This is a genomic window from Cryobacterium sp. 10S3, from assembly GCF_034344045.1.
In the GTDB taxonomy this organism is placed as follows: Bacteria; Actinomycetota; Actinomycetes; order Actinomycetales; family Microbacteriaceae; genus Cryobacterium; species Cryobacterium glucosi.
The window spans coordinates 4,016,548-4,031,103 of the sequence record NZ_CP133773.1; the positions used below are offsets into that span (position 1 = coordinate 4,016,548).

The 14,556-nt window shown below is 69.7% G+C and carries 13 protein-coding genes; 10 read left to right on the forward strand and 3 right to left on the reverse strand.

The features are described from left to right. Positions 1-11 precede the first annotated feature (11 nt). Positions 12-680: a hypothetical protein gene (locus tag RHM57_RS18560; RefSeq protein ID WP_322189138.1), complete on the reverse strand. Its 669-nt coding sequence runs from the start codon at positions 678-680 to the stop codon at positions 12-14. Positions 681-937: 257 nt separating this feature from the next. On the opposite strand from RHM57_RS18560, the gene RHM57_RS18565 reads away from it, so the two are divergent. The 8 genes from RHM57_RS18565 (at position 938) to RHM57_RS18600 (ending at position 8,936) form a co-directional block, all read left to right on the forward strand. Then, positions 938-1,615: an ATP-binding cassette domain-containing protein gene (locus tag RHM57_RS18565; RefSeq protein ID WP_134561955.1), complete on the forward strand. Its 678-nt coding sequence runs from the start codon at positions 938-940 to the stop codon at positions 1,613-1,615. Beyond that, positions 1,616-3,748, forward strand: a complete 2,133-nt coding sequence (locus RHM57_RS18570) for a YhgE/Pip domain-containing protein (protein ID WP_322189140.1) — start codon at positions 1,616-1,618, stop codon at positions 3,746-3,748. Between the two features lie 38 nt (positions 3,749-3,786). Further along, positions 3,787-4,359 (forward strand): TetR/AcrR family transcriptional regulator, encoded by a 573-nt coding sequence (locus RHM57_RS18575; protein WP_134446214.1) that lies wholly within the window; start codon positions 3,787-3,789, stop codon positions 4,357-4,359. 138 nt (positions 4,360-4,497) lie between these two features. Continuing rightward, positions 4,498-4,992, forward strand: coding sequence for a DUF3151 domain-containing protein (locus tag RHM57_RS18580; RefSeq protein WP_134446215.1), 495 nt, complete (start codon positions 4,498-4,500; stop codon positions 4,990-4,992). Continuing rightward, positions 4,992-6,278: an adenylosuccinate synthase gene (locus tag RHM57_RS18585; protein ID WP_322189142.1), complete on the forward strand. Its 1,287-nt coding sequence runs from the start codon at positions 4,992-4,994 to the stop codon at positions 6,276-6,278. Before RHM57_RS18580 ends, RHM57_RS18585 begins: the two co-directional genes overlap by 1 nt. A 302-nt stretch (positions 6,279-6,580) precedes the next feature. Continuing rightward, positions 6,581-7,468 (forward strand): DMT family transporter, encoded by an 888-nt coding sequence (locus tag RHM57_RS18590; RefSeq protein WP_322189897.1) that lies wholly within the window; start codon positions 6,581-6,583, stop codon positions 7,466-7,468. Between the two features lie 104 nt (positions 7,469-7,572). Continuing rightward, positions 7,573-8,004: a chorismate mutase gene (locus RHM57_RS18595; protein ID WP_134446217.1), complete on the forward strand. Its 432-nt coding sequence runs from the start codon at positions 7,573-7,575 to the stop codon at positions 8,002-8,004. Next, entirely contained in the window at positions 8,001-8,936 is a 936-nt protein-coding gene (locus tag RHM57_RS18600) for an SDR family NAD(P)-dependent oxidoreductase (RefSeq protein ID WP_322189144.1), read from the forward strand. The genes RHM57_RS18595 and RHM57_RS18600 overlap by 4 nt, the downstream gene beginning before the upstream one ends. 251 nt (positions 8,937-9,187) lie before the next feature. Here RHM57_RS18600 and RHM57_RS18605 read toward each other — a convergent pair whose 3' ends face one another. Next, on the reverse strand, positions 9,188-9,913 hold the full coding sequence (locus RHM57_RS18605; protein ID WP_322189146.1) for a hypothetical protein: 726 nt from the start codon (positions 9,911-9,913) through the stop codon (positions 9,188-9,190). Positions 9,914-10,275: 362 nt separating this feature from the next. Beyond that, positions 10,276-12,582: a phosphoribosylformylglycinamidine synthase subunit PurL gene (purL, locus tag RHM57_RS18610; RefSeq protein ID WP_322189148.1), complete on the reverse strand. Its 2,307-nt coding sequence runs from the start codon at positions 12,580-12,582 to the stop codon at positions 10,276-10,278. A 214-nt stretch (positions 12,583-12,796) separates the two neighbouring features. Here purL and RHM57_RS18615 point away from each other — a divergent pair, with 214 nt between their 5' ends. After that, positions 12,797-13,147 carry a YciI family protein gene (locus RHM57_RS18615; RefSeq protein WP_134446221.1) on the forward strand — a complete coding sequence of 117 codons (351 nt, stop codon included), beginning with the start codon at positions 12,797-12,799 and terminating at the stop codon, positions 13,145-13,147. Continuing rightward, entirely contained in the window at positions 13,147-14,490 is a 1,344-nt protein-coding gene (locus RHM57_RS18620; protein ID WP_322189150.1) for an RNA polymerase sigma factor, read from the forward strand. The genes RHM57_RS18615 and RHM57_RS18620 overlap by 1 nt, the downstream gene beginning before the upstream one ends. The last annotated feature ends 66 nt before the right edge of the window (positions 14,491-14,556 follow it).

Here is a 14,556-nt window from a genome sequence, read left to right on the forward strand (position 1 = left end):
GGCGAAAACTTTCACAGGACATCGGCTCCGGGGATGGTGACGGGGAAGCGGGTGAGTCCGGCGGGCAGCATGCCGTCCGGCTCCAGGTTGGCGAGCTCGAGGTCAGCGATGGCGTGCGCCGAGGCGTCGCCGGCGATGACGAGCACCGCATAGCCACGCGCCGCCAGTCCACCGGCGATGTCCCACCAGCCGAGCGGATCGCCGCCGTGGCGGTCGGGAGAGGTGAGCACAAGCCCCAGCACGCCGTCGCGCAGCACGGCCAGTTCGGTCAACAATCGGATGCGGTCGTCGGGCGCGAGGTCGCCCATGTCGCTCCGCGCCCGGTCGGCGAGGCCGAGCCCGGCGAGCAGGTGCTGGGTGGACTTGCGACGGAGGCCGGCGAACATGAGCTCTTCGGCGACGACGTCTTCGACCATGACGTCCGCGGCGGGCTCCGAGACGCCGAGGGCGTCGACGAGAGCGATCTGGCGACGCACTGCGGCGTAGTCGGTGTGACCGTCGATCGTGACGGTCCCGCTGTCCGGGCGCATCCGGCCGGAGGCGATGAGGCCGAGGACCGTGGGACGGCGTTCGGTCTCGGCCCGGGCGAAGGCGACGGCGCCACTGCTGAATTCCAGGGTCGTCGACGGAAGGGCAGAGTCTCTCGGGCCCTTGGTGACGGACGAGAGGTTAACGCGCATGCGAGCGCCTCCGGAGGTGAGAGGAAACCCATACGACGTCGGCACGGGTTCCGGGGGGAAGGAATAGGCATCGCGGCGCTGGGACTGAGGCCACTCTAATTCACCAGCACGTGATTTTCACTGACTAGTCAGTTCTGGTCAGACGCGGGGTCGTCGGGTGATCGAGGTGGACGAAGCCGGACCTGCTTGCGCGGGGCGTTCGACGGATCTATACTGACTAGTCGGTACAAAACGAGTACCGCCACGAAAGGAACGACGTGCAGGCGACACTGGTAGCGGACGAACTGACTGTCAGTTACAAACGAGGCCTGGTCTACGGGCCGATCAGCTTCAGCGCCGACGACGGCCTCACGGTCATCTGCGGCCCGGCCGGCAGTGGGCGCACGAGCCTGCTCCTCACCCTCGCCGGGCGGATGCGGCCAACCTCCGGAACCTTGTCGGTGCTCGGCGAAGACCTTCCCCGCCGCGCCCGCCGGGTCCAGCGCCGCACCGGCGTGTCCGGGTTCCACGGCATCGACTCCCTCGAAGAGTCGGTCACCGTCGGGGCGGCCATCCGCGAGCGCCACGCCTGGCTCGCCCCCTGGTGGTCCTTCATCCGGGCGGTCGACGACGCCGAGGTCGTCCGCGTCTGCGCGCCGGTCTTCGGCGATATCCCGGTTCCGGCCGCGAGCACGATGATCTGGGACCTCGACGAGGTCGAGATGGTGCTCCTCCGCGCGTCGCTGGCCATGATGAGTCGGCCCAGCGTGCTGTTCTTCGACCAGGTCGAGCAGGTGCACTCCCCGGAGGCACGCCGCCTGCTCTGGGCCCGGCTCGGCGCGATCGTCGCAGCCGGCACTCCCGTGATCGCCTCGGCCATCGCACCGGACTACGAAATGTGGGCGGAACTCGGACTCGAACCGACCGTCCAGTACATGAACCAGGAGATTCGCTAGATGTTCGCCTTCCTATCCACGGGCACCGAACTGCGCCGATTCGGCAAGGGCACCCTGCCCAAGATCGCGCTCGTCGTGTTGATGTTCATTCCCCTGATCTACGGCGCCCTCTACCTGTGGGCCTTCTGGGCGCCGGACAAGGAACTCAGCAAGCTCCCGGTCGCCCTCGTCAACTCCGACACGGGCGCCGTCCGTGACGGCACGGACGTGACCGCGGGCAACGACCTCGTCGGCAAGCTCCTCGACGGTCACGACCTGGGCTGGGTCGAAACCAGCGCGGCCGACGCCGCCACCGGGGTGACCGACGGCGACTACTACTTCTCCGTCACCATCCCCGCAGACTTCTCCACGGATGCGATCTCCGCAGGCACAGACACCCCGACCGCTGCCGAGGTGCTCGTCGACTACAACGACAGCAACAGTTTCCTCGCCTCCACCCTCGGCAAGCAGGCCATGATCCAGCTGCGGGACGCCGTGTCCCTGAACATCGGGGACCAGACCGTCAACACGATGCTCGTGGCCGTGAACAAGGCCGGTGACGGCATCCGCACCGCCGCGGCCGGTGCCGGAACGCTCGCAGACGGCCTCAGCACGGCCGAATCCGGCACAGGCACTCTCGTCGCCGGGCTGAACGACCTCTCCGCCGGCGCGTCCACCCTTGACGACGGCGCGGCACAGGTGGCCGACGGATCGTCGACGCTGGCCGCGGGGATAGGCACGCTGTCCTCGGGCGCGGCAACGCTCTCCTCTTCCTCGCTGAAGCTCTCCGACGGCGCGTCGACTGTCGCCGCGGGGACCCAGAAGGTGTCCGATGGACTCGCCTCGGCGGCCACGGGGGCAGCCACCCTCTCGGACTCCTCAGACCAGCTCGCCGCGGGGGCGACCTCGATCGCGACGGGAACCGGACAGCTCGCAACCGGGACGAAGGACCTCGACGACGGCCTCGCGAAACTGGAGGCGGCCATGGCCGCTGCCCCGGCCGGCACGCCGGCATCCGCGTTCCTGTCGACCGTGACGAAGCTCGCGACCGGAGCCGACACCCTCAACACGAAGACGCAGGGCGCTGCCACCCAGGTTTCGGGATACGCGACGCTGAGCGGAAACTTCGCCACCGGCATGGGGACGCTCTCCGACGCGCTGACCGCAGGCGCCCCCGGGGCCGCCCAGGTGGCAGCCGGATCGGCGCAGGTGGCCTCCGGATCGGCGGCCCTCGCCTCCGGAGCAGGCCAGCTGGCCACCGGCGCGGCCACCGCCGCGACCGGGTCGGCCACGCTCGCCACCGGTGCGGACAGCCTCGCCGCCGGAACCGGCACCCTCGTCGACGGCAGCAGCCAGCTCGTCGCGGGCGGCACCGCCCTGCAGTCCGGCACCGTGCAACTCGCCGACGGCAGCCACACCCTGGCCGATGCCCTCGCGACCGGAGCCGCGGACGCACCCAGCCTCACCGACGCGCAGATCTCCGAGAAGGCCGCGGTGATCGCGAACCCCGTCGACCTCAATCAACGGTGGGAGAACGCCTCGGACAGCTTCGGCGAGGGCTTCGCGCCCTTCTTCCTCGCCCTGGCCACCTTCGTCGGTGCACTCATCACCTGGCTCATCCTGCGTGCCCTGCCGACCCGCGCGCTCGCCAGCGCCGCCTCGGGCCTGCGTGCCACGATGACCGGTTTCCTGCCGGCCATGGCGATCGGGTTGAGCCAGGTCATCATCATGGTCCTGGTGCTCGTCTACGGCATCGGGCTGACCCCGGCGCACTGGCTGGGCATGTCCGCGTTCATCTACCTCACAACGCTCGCGTTCCTGGCGCTGCAGCAGATGTTCATCATCCTGTTCGGCACGGCGGCAGGCCGCGTGATCAGCCTGGTGCTGCTCATGCTGCAGCTCAGCTCCTCCGGCGGGACCTATCCCGTCGAGACCACGCCGGAGTTCTTCCAGATCCTGCACCCGTGGATGCCCGCTTCCTACGTCGTCACCGGGCTGCGGCAGCTCATCACGGGCGGGATCGACTCTAGACTGTGGCTTTCCGTGCTCGTTCTCGTAGGCATCCTGGTCGGCTCGATCGCGATCAGCGCCTGGAGCGCGTCTCGGCAGCGGATGTGGACGATCACCCGGCTGCACCCGGAACTGACCATCTAGGGTTGCGACCCGAACCGAGTGCGACGAAGGGACCGACTATGCCACGTGCGACGGGAACAAAACGGGCGATCCTGGACGCCGCGCTGGAGCTGGCCGCCACCCGCGGGATCACCGGCACCACGATGGACGACGTTGCCGAGCTCGCGCACGTGGCCAAGGGCAGCCTGTACTACAACTTCAGCTCGAAGGACAAGCTCTTCGAGGCGCTGCTGGAGGAGGGGGTCGGCTCGCTCTCCGACTCCCTCCGGGCGGCGCGTGACGGGCTGCACGGGCGGGAGGCGCTCGTCGCGCTGATCGCGGTGCTCCTCGACCTGATCGAGTCGAACGCGGGACTCGCCAAGCTCATGGCGGCCGAGATCTTCCGCACCGACCGGGCCTGGCAGAAGACCCTCTTCGCCCTGCGGCACGAGGCCCTCGCCGTCTTCGCGGAGGCGATCGCCGAGGCCCGTCCGGCCACGGCGGCAGCGGGAACGAGCGGGTTGATGGCGTCGAGCGTCTTCGGCGCCGTGCTCATGGCAGGCCTCGAATGGCTGGTGTTCGATCCCGACCGCGACCGCGACGAGGTCTCCGGGGCCATCCTCGAGTCGCTCTCGGGCGGCTTGCTCGCCTGATCCCGCGCCCGGTCGCACTCCGGTTCGCACTCCCGGCCGCGGCGACGCGATGGCGAAACCGGGACATTTCCGGGCATCAGCCCGGGGGTGGCGGCAGGTTCCGTGGGGCTCAGAGTGCTCACCGCGTTAGGATCGAGTGTGACCGGCGAAAACTTGATCGACCAGCCCGAGACCCTCCTTCCCGCGGAACCGGAGGTGATCGCGGCGCTCCGGAGTACCGAAAGCCACGCGTTGCCGTCCCTCGTCGCCGCGCACCCGACGTCCTCCCTGGCCTGGGCGGTGCTGGCGGATGTCGCCCACCTCGAAGGCCGCACCATCGAGGCCTATGCCTTCGCCCGCGTCGGCTACCACCGCGGCCTCGACGCCCTCCGCAAGGCCGGCTGGCGCGGACACGGCCCGATCCCGTGGACCCACGAGCCCAACCGCGGGGTGCTGCGCGCCCTGTATGCGTTGCGCCGCTCCGCCGCCGAGATCAACGAGCAGGACGAGTTCGACCGTCTCACCGTCTTCCTGAACGACGCCGATCCGACCGCGATCGCGCGCATCGACCAGGAAACCATCACGCCAGACGGCTACCGGGCCGATGACCCGGCCCCGATCACCGAGGCGTTTTTCATCCGAGGAGAGAACTAATGCCAGCGATCGTTTTGGTCGGAGCCCAGTGGGGCGACGAGGGCAAGGGTAAGGCCACCGACCTCCTCGGTAGCCGCGTCGACTACGTCGTCAAGTTCAACGGCGGCAACAACGCCGGGCACACCGTGGTGATCGACGGCGAGAAGTATGCGCTGCACCTGCTGCCCTCCGGCATCCTGACCCCCGGCGTCACGCCGATCATCGCGAACGGCGTCGTCGTCGACATCGAGGTGCTCTTCGAGGAGCTCGACGCGCTGATCTCCCGCGGCGTCGACGTGTCCCGGCTGAGGGTGAGCGCCAACGCGCACATCATCACCCAGTACCACCGCACGGTCGACAAGGTCACCGAGCGCTTCCTCGGCAAGCGCCAGATCGGCACGACCGGTCGGGGCATCGGCCCGACCTATGCCGACAAGATCAACCGGGTCGGCATCCGCGTGCAGGACCTCTTCGACGAGAACATCCTCCGCCAGAAGGTCGAGGGCGCCCTCGCCCAGAAGAACCACCTGCTCGTCAAGGTCTACAACCGTCGCGCGATCTCGGTCGACGAGATCGTGACCGACCTGCTCAGCTACGCCGAGCGCCTCCGCCCGATGGTCGCAGACACCGCGCTGCTCCTGCACCAGGCGCTCACTGCGGGCAAGACCGTGCTCTTCGAGGGCGGCCAGGCCACGATGCTGGATGTCGACCACGGCACGTACCCGTTCGTCACGTCCTCGAACGCGACGTCCGGCGGTGCGGTCACGGGATCCGGCATCGGCCCGAACCGGATCGACCGCGTCCTCGCCGTCGTCAAGGCGTACACGACCCGCGTCGGCGCCGGCCCGTTCCCGACAGAGCTCTTCGATGAATCCGGCGAGTTCCTGCGCGCCAAGGGCTTCGAGTTCGGCACCACGACCGGCCGCCCGCGCCGCTGCGGCTGGTACGACGCACCCGTCGCCCGCTACACGGCCCGCATCAACGGGGTCACCGACTTCGTGCTCACCAAGCTCGACGTGCTCACCGGCCTCGCCGCCATCCCGGTCTGCGTCGCGTACAGCGTCGACGGCGTCCGCCACGACGAGGTGCCCGTCTCGCAGTCTGACTTCCACCACGCGAAGCCCATCTACGAGGACTTCCCCGGCTGGACCGAGGACATCACCGGCGTCCGCACCTTCGAGGAGCTGCCGCGGAACGCCCAGGACTACGTGCTCGCGCTCGAGAAGATGAGCGGCGCCCGCATCTCCGCGATCGGCGTCGGCCCCGGCCGCGAAGCGATCGTGTCCCGCCACGACCTGATCAACTGAGAGCTGAGCTGAGCTGAGCCGGGCCGCAAGGGTCTGAACCGACAAGAGCGGATGCGCGGGGCGCATCCGCTCTTGTCGTCTCTTGTCGTCTCACGTCGTCGCGCGCCGCTTCGAACGAGCGGATGCTGCCATTCACCGGCGGGTTCCAGACGTTGCGCTCAGAGGGGGCCGACGCCGACGGCCGCACACGTTACAGTCGGCAGGTGACCGATAGCACCGCCCCGCGCGACGCCCCCACTTCTGCAGTACCCGCTCCCGGCGAGCCTGCTCGTCGCGCCGTCGTCGCGCTGCAGTTCCTCGGCATGGGCGTCGTCTGGGGCTCGAGCTTCCTGTTCATGAAGGTCGCCCTCACCGGAGTGAGCTTCGGGCAGGTCGCCTGGTCGCGCCTCGTGCTCGGCGGCCTCACCCTCGGCCTGATCGTGCTCATCACCCGGCCCCGGGTGAACAACGGCCCCGTGTTGCCGCGCGAAGCGGCCGTGTGGCTGCACTTCCTCGTGATCGCGGTGAGCGGATGCGTCGTGCCGCATCTCCTCTTCGCGTGGGCCGAGCAGTACGTGTCCTCGAGCCTCGCGAGCATCTACAACGCCGTGACACCGATCATGACGGCCCTGATGGCGACCCTCGCCTTCCGCGTCGAACGGCTCGGGCGCGGGCAGGTGCTCGGGGTGGTCGTCGGCATCGCCGGCGTGCTCGTGATCATCGGGCCGTGGCGCTACGCGGCGCTCACCGGGGACCTCTGGGGCCAGCTCGCCTGCCTCGGCGCGGCGGTGTGTTACGGCTTCACGTTCGGGTACACCCGCCGGTTCCTGAGCGGGCGGCCGATCGCGGGGGCGACGTTCGCGTTCCTCAACATCGGGCTCGGCGGGGCGATCATGCTGCTGCTCACGCCCGTGCTGGCCTGGCACCCGGTGTCGCTCAGCCCGGCGATCGTCCTGAGCCTGCTCACTCTCGGCGCCCTCGGCACCGGGCTCGCCTACATCTGGAACATCAACGTGCTCCGCGCCTGGGGCCCGACGAACGCGTCGACGGTGACGTATGTGACGCCCGTCGTCGGCGTCGTGCTCGGGGTGCTGCTGCTCGGCGAGACGCTGTCCTGGAACGAGCCGTTGGGCGCGCTCCTCGTGCTGCTCGGCATCCTGCTCGCGCAGAAGCGCATCCGCTTGCCCCTGCCGCGCCGCGCCCTCGCCTAGCCGCCTGACCACTGCCCGCGAAAGCGGGTGAATCGTCGGTCTGCGGCAGCCATAACGACGATTCACCCGCTTTCGCGCCGGGGTGCGCACGGTATCGTTCAGTCATGGCCGAACACGAGGAATTGCCCGCCGGTGCGGGGCGGGATGCGATCGACGAATTGAACGGCATCCGCCAGAGCATCGACAATATCGATGCCGCCCTTATCCACATGCTCGCTGAGCGCTTCAAGTTCACCCAGCAGGTCGGACGACTCAAGGCCAGGCACGGTCTCCCCGCCGCAGACCCCGCGCGGGAGCTGCAGCAGATCCAGCGTCTGCGTGCGCTCGCCGAGGAGGCCAGGCTCGACCCCGGTTTCGCCGAGAAGTTCCTCAACTTCATCGTCGCCGAGGTCATTCACCATCACGTGGCGATCGCGGGCGGCCAGCCGGGCGTGGGAGACGGGCAGGCACCCGGCGCTGCCATCGGGGTCATGCCCGATTCGGCGATCGGTGCACCGGCGCCTGCGACTGCGGAACCCGCAGGCCCGGCGTCGTGAGCTGGGACCCGCGCCAACTCCCCGACCAGTCCGGCAAGACCTTCGTCGTCACCGGCGCCAACGCCGGCCTCGGCTATTTCACAAGCGAACAACTCGCCGCGACCGGTGCGCACGTCGTGCTGGCCTGCCGCAATCCCGTGAAGGCGGATGCCGCGATCGCGGCCATCCGCGGACGGGTACCCGGGGCATCCGTTTCGACGATCAACCTCGACGTCGCCGACGCCGACAGTGTGCGCGCGGCCGCCGTGCTGCTGCTCGAGCTGCCCCGCCTCGACGGACTCGTGCTCAACGCCGGCATCGTGCACCCGCCCCGGACCCGCGAGTCGAGCGCGGCCGGCAACGAGATCGTGCTCGAGACGAACTACCTCGGGCACTTTCACCTCACCGCGCTCACCCTGCCTGCCCTGTTGCGCACGCCAGGCAGCCGGGTCGTCGCGCTCGGCTCGCTCGCGACGCGGCTCGTCGCCTCGCGCCTGGACAACCTGCAGCTCGAGACGGGGTACAGCGGCTGGGTCGCGTACGCGCAGTCGAAGATCGCGATGCAGGTGTTCGGCTTCGAGCTCGACCGGCGGCTCCGGCGTGCCGGACTCGGCGGCCCCGGCGGGGTGCAGAGCCTCGTTGCGCACCCCGGTTACTCGGTGTCGGGGCTGACGCCGGGCATCCGCGGGGTCAACGAGCCGAGCCGGCCGCAGCGTTTCGCCGACAACCTGCAGGGCCTGATCGGCGCCCAGGGCAAGGACCGCGGCGCCTGGCCGACGGTGCGCGCGACCCTCGACACGGATGCCCGCGGCGGCGAGTACTACGGCCCCCGTTTCCTGACCCGCGGCCTGCCTACTCGTCAGCGCCCCACGACCACGAGCCTCGACCCGCAGGTCGCGGCCCACCTCTGGTCCCGCACCGAGTGCCTCCTGTCCCTCCCCTTCCCCCTCTGACCCTCCCGCCTGTACCCTGTCGCCTGACGACCCGTGCGGTCTGCAGCCAGCCGCGAGAGTACGAATTGTGCCCCTTCGCGGTCGGCGAAGGGGCCGTTTCTCCGCTCTCGCGAACCCGTCAGTGCGGCGCCCCGCCGCGAGAGTACGAATTGTGCCCTCATAGGGCGCACCAAGGGGCCGTTTCTCCGCTCTCGCGGGAGGGGTGAGGGATGCCGGGGGCTGGGTCGGCGCGAATGCGACGGCCGGATGGGTCAGGGGCGCCAGCCGCGGTCCCGAAGTGCGGTGTCGACCTTGCGCACGGCCGACGCGCTCTTGAGTCGAAGATGTGTCTTGTTCAGGCGAACCACCCGCCAGTCGGCTTCCATGATCGCATCGAGCCGATCGATGTCCCAGTGATACTGCTCTTCGTCCGTTCGATGCTGCTCGCCGTCGTACTCAACGAGCACTCGATATTCCCGGTAGACGAGGTCGCCCGTCGCAATCCTCCGTCCCGACCTATCCGTTAGGGGAGCGTTCACTTCCGGCTCGGGAAGGCCGGCCCGCACCAGGAGGAGCCGGATCTCGGTTTCCCGCGGTGAGAGCACGCCGGGGCGGACCCAGTCGAGCGCTTCTCTGAGCCGCCGTGCGCCGCGCTTGCCTGCGTGACGCGCCACGCCGGTACGCAGCTCGGCCATGGTCGCGAGCGGTCGCCTCCCTCCGACCAGGGCGTCTCCCATCACAATGAGTTCATCCAGATTGAGCACGGCAGAGAGCTGGCGCCAGACATCGACCGGTGCGGCCACGCGATAACCGCCGATATCGACCAGGCGTACGGTGCCTGGTCGCGCGTGGTGCGCGACGGTCCCTCTCACTCTCTGCCGTTCCGCCGGGTCGTCGACGCAGATATGAATCACGCCGGACGTCGCGAACCTCCGGGGGAGGGGAAGACCGTGCACGTGCGCTGCCGTCACGTGACTGAAGAACTGGGCCGTCGACATCCGCTCGGAGTATGCCGCTATGAGCGTCGCGATCGTTGCCGGTCCCAATCGTGGTGAGCGGATGCCGTGAAACGGCTGCTCAAGGTCCGCGCCCCTCATTCGCTTCCGCGATACGCCCTCGTGGCGTCCACTGCGGGTGGTGAAGTGTCGGCCACGCAACGCGGGGGGAAGTTCGCGACGTCGTTTCATCCCCCGATGATGCCGATTCCCACGAACGAGCGCGCGTTCTATCCACAGTCCGGCGGCCAGGGACCGCGAGAGTACGAAAATGGCCCCTTCGGATGTCGTGAAGAGGCCATTTTCGTACTCTCGCGCACGACACGCCCGTTCCCGGGGGGAGCGGCGGGGGCGGGAGGCCCGGGCTAGGCGAAGTGGGCGGGGAGGGTGGAGCTGTGGCGGGAGCGGAGGTCCGCGAGGGAGACCGTGAAGACGTCCTGCACCTCAAGAGCGTCGAGGGTGTTGTCGGTGACGCCGATGCGCAGCACCGGGTACCCGCGGCCCTCGCAGAGGCCGAGGAACTTCACGTCGTCCTCGCGCGGCACCGAGACGATGACGCGGCCGGCCGACTCCGAGAACAGGGCGACGGATGCGTCGATCCCGTCCCGCTCGCAGATGTCGCCGAGCCACACGCGGGCTCCGACCCCGAACCGGAGCACGGCCTCGGCGAGAGTCTGCGCGAGCCCGCCGGAAGACAGGTCGTGTGCGCTGTCGATGAGCGCCTCGATCGACGCCGCGTTGAGCAGGCCGGCGAGCCGCGCCTCACCGGGAAGGTCGACGACCGGCGGCATACCGCCGAGGTGCCCGTGCACGACATCGGCCCAGGCCGAGCCGTCGAGTTCCTCGCGGGTGATGCCGAGCAGGTAGATGTTGTGGCCGTCGTCCTGCCAGCCGCTCGGCACGCGGCGGGCGACGTCGTCGATCACGCCGAGCACGGCGACGACGGGCGTCGGGTAGATCGGCTGGTCGCCGGTCTGGTTGTAGAACGACACGTTGCCGCCGGTGACGGGGATCTCGAGCTCGAGGCATCCGTCGGCGAGGGCCGTGACGGCGCGTTCGAACTGCCACATCACCTCGGGGTTCTCGGGGGAGCCGAAGTTGAGGCAGTCGCTGATGCCGACCGGCACCGCTCCGGTCGCTGCGACGTTGCGGTACGCCTCGGCGAGGGCGAGCTGGGCGCCGCGGTACGGGTCGAGCTGGCAGTAGCGGCCGTTGGCGTCGGTCGCGATGACGAAGCCGAGGCCAGACTCCTCGTCGATGCGGATCATGCCGGCGTCGTCGGGGAAGGAGAGCGCGGTGTTACCGAGCACGTAGCGGTCGTACTGGTCGGTGATCCAGCTGGGGTCTGCGAGGTTGGGCGAGCCCAGCAGCGAGAGGAACTGCGCGCGCAGGTTCGCGGCATCCGTCGACCGGGGCAGAGCCGAGGCCGAGTCGGCCTGCAGCGCGTCGATCCAGGTCGGGTAGGCGACCGGGCGGTCGTAGACCGGGCCGTCGATCGCGACCGTGCGCGGGTCGACGTTGACGATCTCTTCGCCGTTCCAGTCGATGACGAGCCGGCCGGTGTCGGTGACCTCGCCGAGCACGCTCGTCTCGACGTCCCATTTGGCGGTCATCGCGAGGAAGCCCTCGAGCTTCTCCGGCGTGACGACGGCCATCATCCGCTCCTGGCTCTCGCTCATCAGGATCTCCTCGGCGGTGAGCGTCGGGTCGCGCAGCAGCACCTTTTCGAGCTGGATGTACATGCCGCCGTCGCCGTTCGAGGCGAGTTCCGAGGTCGCGCAGCTGATGCCGGCCGCGCCGAGGTCCTGGATGCCCTCGACGAGCTTGTCGCGGAACAGTTCGAGGCAGCACTCGATGAGCACCTTCTCGGCGAAGGGGTCGCCGACCTGCACCGCGGGGCGCTTGGTCGGGCCGTCGGCGCTGAAGGTGTCCGAGGCGAGAATGGATGCCCCGCCGATGCCGTCTCCGCCGGTGCGGGCCCCGAAGAGCACGACCTTGTTGCCCACGCCGCGGGCGTTGGCGAGGTGCAGGTCCTCGTGGCGGAGCACGCCGACCGAGAGCGCGTTGACGAGCGGGTTGCCCTGGTAGACCGAGTCGAACCAGGTCTCGCCGCCGATGTTCGGCAGGCCGAGGCAGTTGCCGTAGAACGAGATGCCGGACACGACGCCGTGCACGACGCGCGCGGTGTCCGGGTCGTCGATGCGGCCGAAGCGGAGGGCGTCCATCACGGCGACCGGGCGGGCGCCCATCGAGATGATGTCGCGCACGATGCCGCCGACGCCGGTCGCGGCGCCCTGGAACGGCTCGATGTAGGAGGGGTGGTTGTGCGACTCGATCTTGAAGGTGACGGCCCAGCCCTCGCCGACGTCGAGCACACCCGCGTTCTCGCCCATGCCGACCATGAGGTTCTTCTTCATGGCGGGGGAGACCTTGTCGCCGAACTGGCGCAGGTACTTCTTCGAGCTCTTGTATGAGCAGTGCTCGCTCCACATCACCGAGTACATCGCGAGCTCGCCGCTCGTGGGGCGGCGGCCGAGGATCGTGCGGATCTCCTGGTACTCGCCCTCGGTCAGCCCGAGGGCGCCGAAGGGCTGGTCCTTGTCCGGGGTGGCGATCGCGTTCGCGACGGTGTCGGCGACGCCGCGGGAGGGGGTGGTGGTAACTGCGGTCACGTGGCGTTCTCCCAGAGATAGCGGATGCTTGGCGCGCCCAGTCTACCGGTTGCCTCCCCTGCACCCCCCGTTCCGATCCCGCTGTCACCGCAGCGGAATCAGTTGTCGGAGATTCGGCCGCCGATGTCCTTTCGGGACCGCCCCGTTCGTTCCTAGAGTAGATCCCACCGTTCCCGATGGGTCATTCGATGAAATCCCCGATGAAGGAGTCACCATGCCCAGCTATGTTGCCCTGACCTACACCCGTGACGTCGACTGGACCGCCCCGGAGCAGGCGGCAGAGATGCAGGAGTACCGCGATTTCGGCCGCGATGCCGAGGCGGTGATCCGCGGCGGTGCCGCGCTCTACCCGACCCAGACCGCGACGACCGTGCGGGTCACCGGCGGCAAGGGCGGCGACGTCGTGATCGGCGACGGCCCGTACGCCGAGACCAAAGAGGCCCTGACCGGCTTCTACCTGCTCGAGTGCGACAGCCTCGACGAGGCGATCCGGCACGCGGCCGCGATCCCCGCCGCCTGGAACGGCGTCGTCGAGGTGCGTCCGACGGTCCCGACCCTGATGTGATGACGGCGACGGATGCCGGTGGCACCGACCCGGCCGGGGCCCTCGCCGCGCTCCTGGTCGCGGAGCGGCGCCGGGTGCTGGCCACCGTCATCCGTCTGACCGGTGATCTGGCCCTCGCCGAGGACGCCGTCCAGGACGCCGCCATCAGCGCCCTGGAGACCTGGCGTCGACTCGGCGTGCCGCCGAATCCGCGCGCGTGGCTCACCCTTGCGGCCAAGCGGCGGGTGATCGACCTGCTCCGGCGGGAGGGCGCGCGGCCGAACAAGGAACGGGAGGCGATCATCCTGGCCGTGCAACGGGCACCCGACGAGACCCCGCCCGGCATCGTCCGCGACGACCAGCTTCGGCTGATCTTCACCTGCTGCCATCCGGCGCTCGCGCAGGAGGCCCAGGTCGCGCTCAGCCTGCACGTGCTCTGCGGGTTGAGCGTCGCAGAGGTCGCCCGGGCGCTCCTCGTTTCAGAGGCGACGATGGCCAAGCGCCTCACCCGGGCGCGACGCAAGATCGCCGACGCCGGCATCCGCTACCGCGTGCCCGACGCGGGGGAACTGCCCGGCCGGCTCGGCGCGGTCGCGACGACCGTGTTCCTGCTGTTCACGGAGGGCTACGCTTCCCGGTCGGCGGATGCCCCTGCGCCCGTGTCGGCGCGGCCTGAGTCCTCCGTGCCGCCCGGCTCGCAGGCGCCGCCCGGCTCGGCTGCGCTGCCCCCGCCGACCGTGCCACCCGGGCCGCCCGGCGCATCCGTTGCAGAGGAAGCGATCCGGCTGGGGCGGCTGCTCGTCGAGCTGATGCCGGGCGAACCCGTGCTCGAGGGACTCCTCGCGACGATGCTGCTCCAGCACTCCCGATTACGCGCCCGGTTCGACGGCGACGGCGACATCGTCCTCCTGGCCGACCAGGACCGGAGTCTCTGGGATCGCTCCCGCGTCGCGGAAGGCATCGAGCTCGCCGCGTCCGCGATCCGCGGCAGCAGCATCCGCCCGGAGCGGTTCGCGGTCACGGCCGCGATCGCCGCCTGCCACGCCCTGGCCGCGGATGCCGCGACCACCGACTGGAACGCCATCATCGCCTGGTACGACGTGCTGCTCGCCCTCGACCCGAGCCCGGTCGTGCGGCTGAACCGGGCGGCCGCCCTCGCCGAGAGCGGCGACCCGGCCGCGGCGCTCGCCGTGGTCGACCGGATCGGCGGCCTCGACGACTACTTCTGGTTCCACGCGACCCGGGCCGAGCTGCTCCGCAGACTGGGGCGTCACCCGGAGGCCGGCGCTGCTGCCCTCGTGGCACGCGAGCTCACCGGATCCGCGGCCCAGCTCCGGCTGCTGGACCGTCGGCATCCGTTGTAAGAGGCAACGCACAGGGTGGGTCCTGACCCCCGCGGCGGGCACCCCCTGCGCGAGCGGATGCACCGT

Bases quoted from the DNA above. Each gene is read 5' to 3' on its own strand.
- RHM57_RS18560 (WP_322189138.1), bottom strand. From the start codon at position 680: ATGCGCGTTAACCTCTCGTCCGTCACCAAGGGCCCGAGAGACTCTGCC.
- RHM57_RS18570 (WP_322189140.1), top strand. From the start codon at position 1,616: ATGTTCGCCTTCCTATCCACGGGCACCGAACTGCGCCGATTCGGCAAG.
- RHM57_RS18575 (WP_134446214.1), top strand. From the start codon at position 3,787: ATGCCACGTGCGACGGGAACAAAACGGGCGATCCTGGACGCCGCGCTG.
- RHM57_RS18585 (WP_322189142.1), top strand. From the start codon at position 4,992: ATGCCAGCGATCGTTTTGGTCGGAGCCCAGTGGGGCGACGAGGGCAAG.
- RHM57_RS18590 (WP_322189897.1), top strand. From the start codon at position 6,581: ATGGGCGTCGTCTGGGGCTCGAGCTTCCTGTTCATGAAGGTCGCCCTC.
- RHM57_RS18595 (WP_134446217.1), top strand. From the start codon at position 7,573: ATGGCCGAACACGAGGAATTGCCCGCCGGTGCGGGGCGGGATGCGATC.
- RHM57_RS18605 (WP_322189146.1), bottom strand. From the start codon at position 9,913: ATGTCGACGGCCCAGTTCTTCAGTCACGTGACGGCAGCGCACGTGCAC.
- RHM57_RS18615 (WP_134446221.1), top strand. From the start codon at position 12,797: ATGCCCAGCTATGTTGCCCTGACCTACACCCGTGACGTCGACTGGACC.
- RHM57_RS18620 (WP_322189150.1), top strand. From the start codon at position 13,147: ATGACGGCGACGGATGCCGGTGGCACCGACCCGGCCGGGGCCCTCGCC.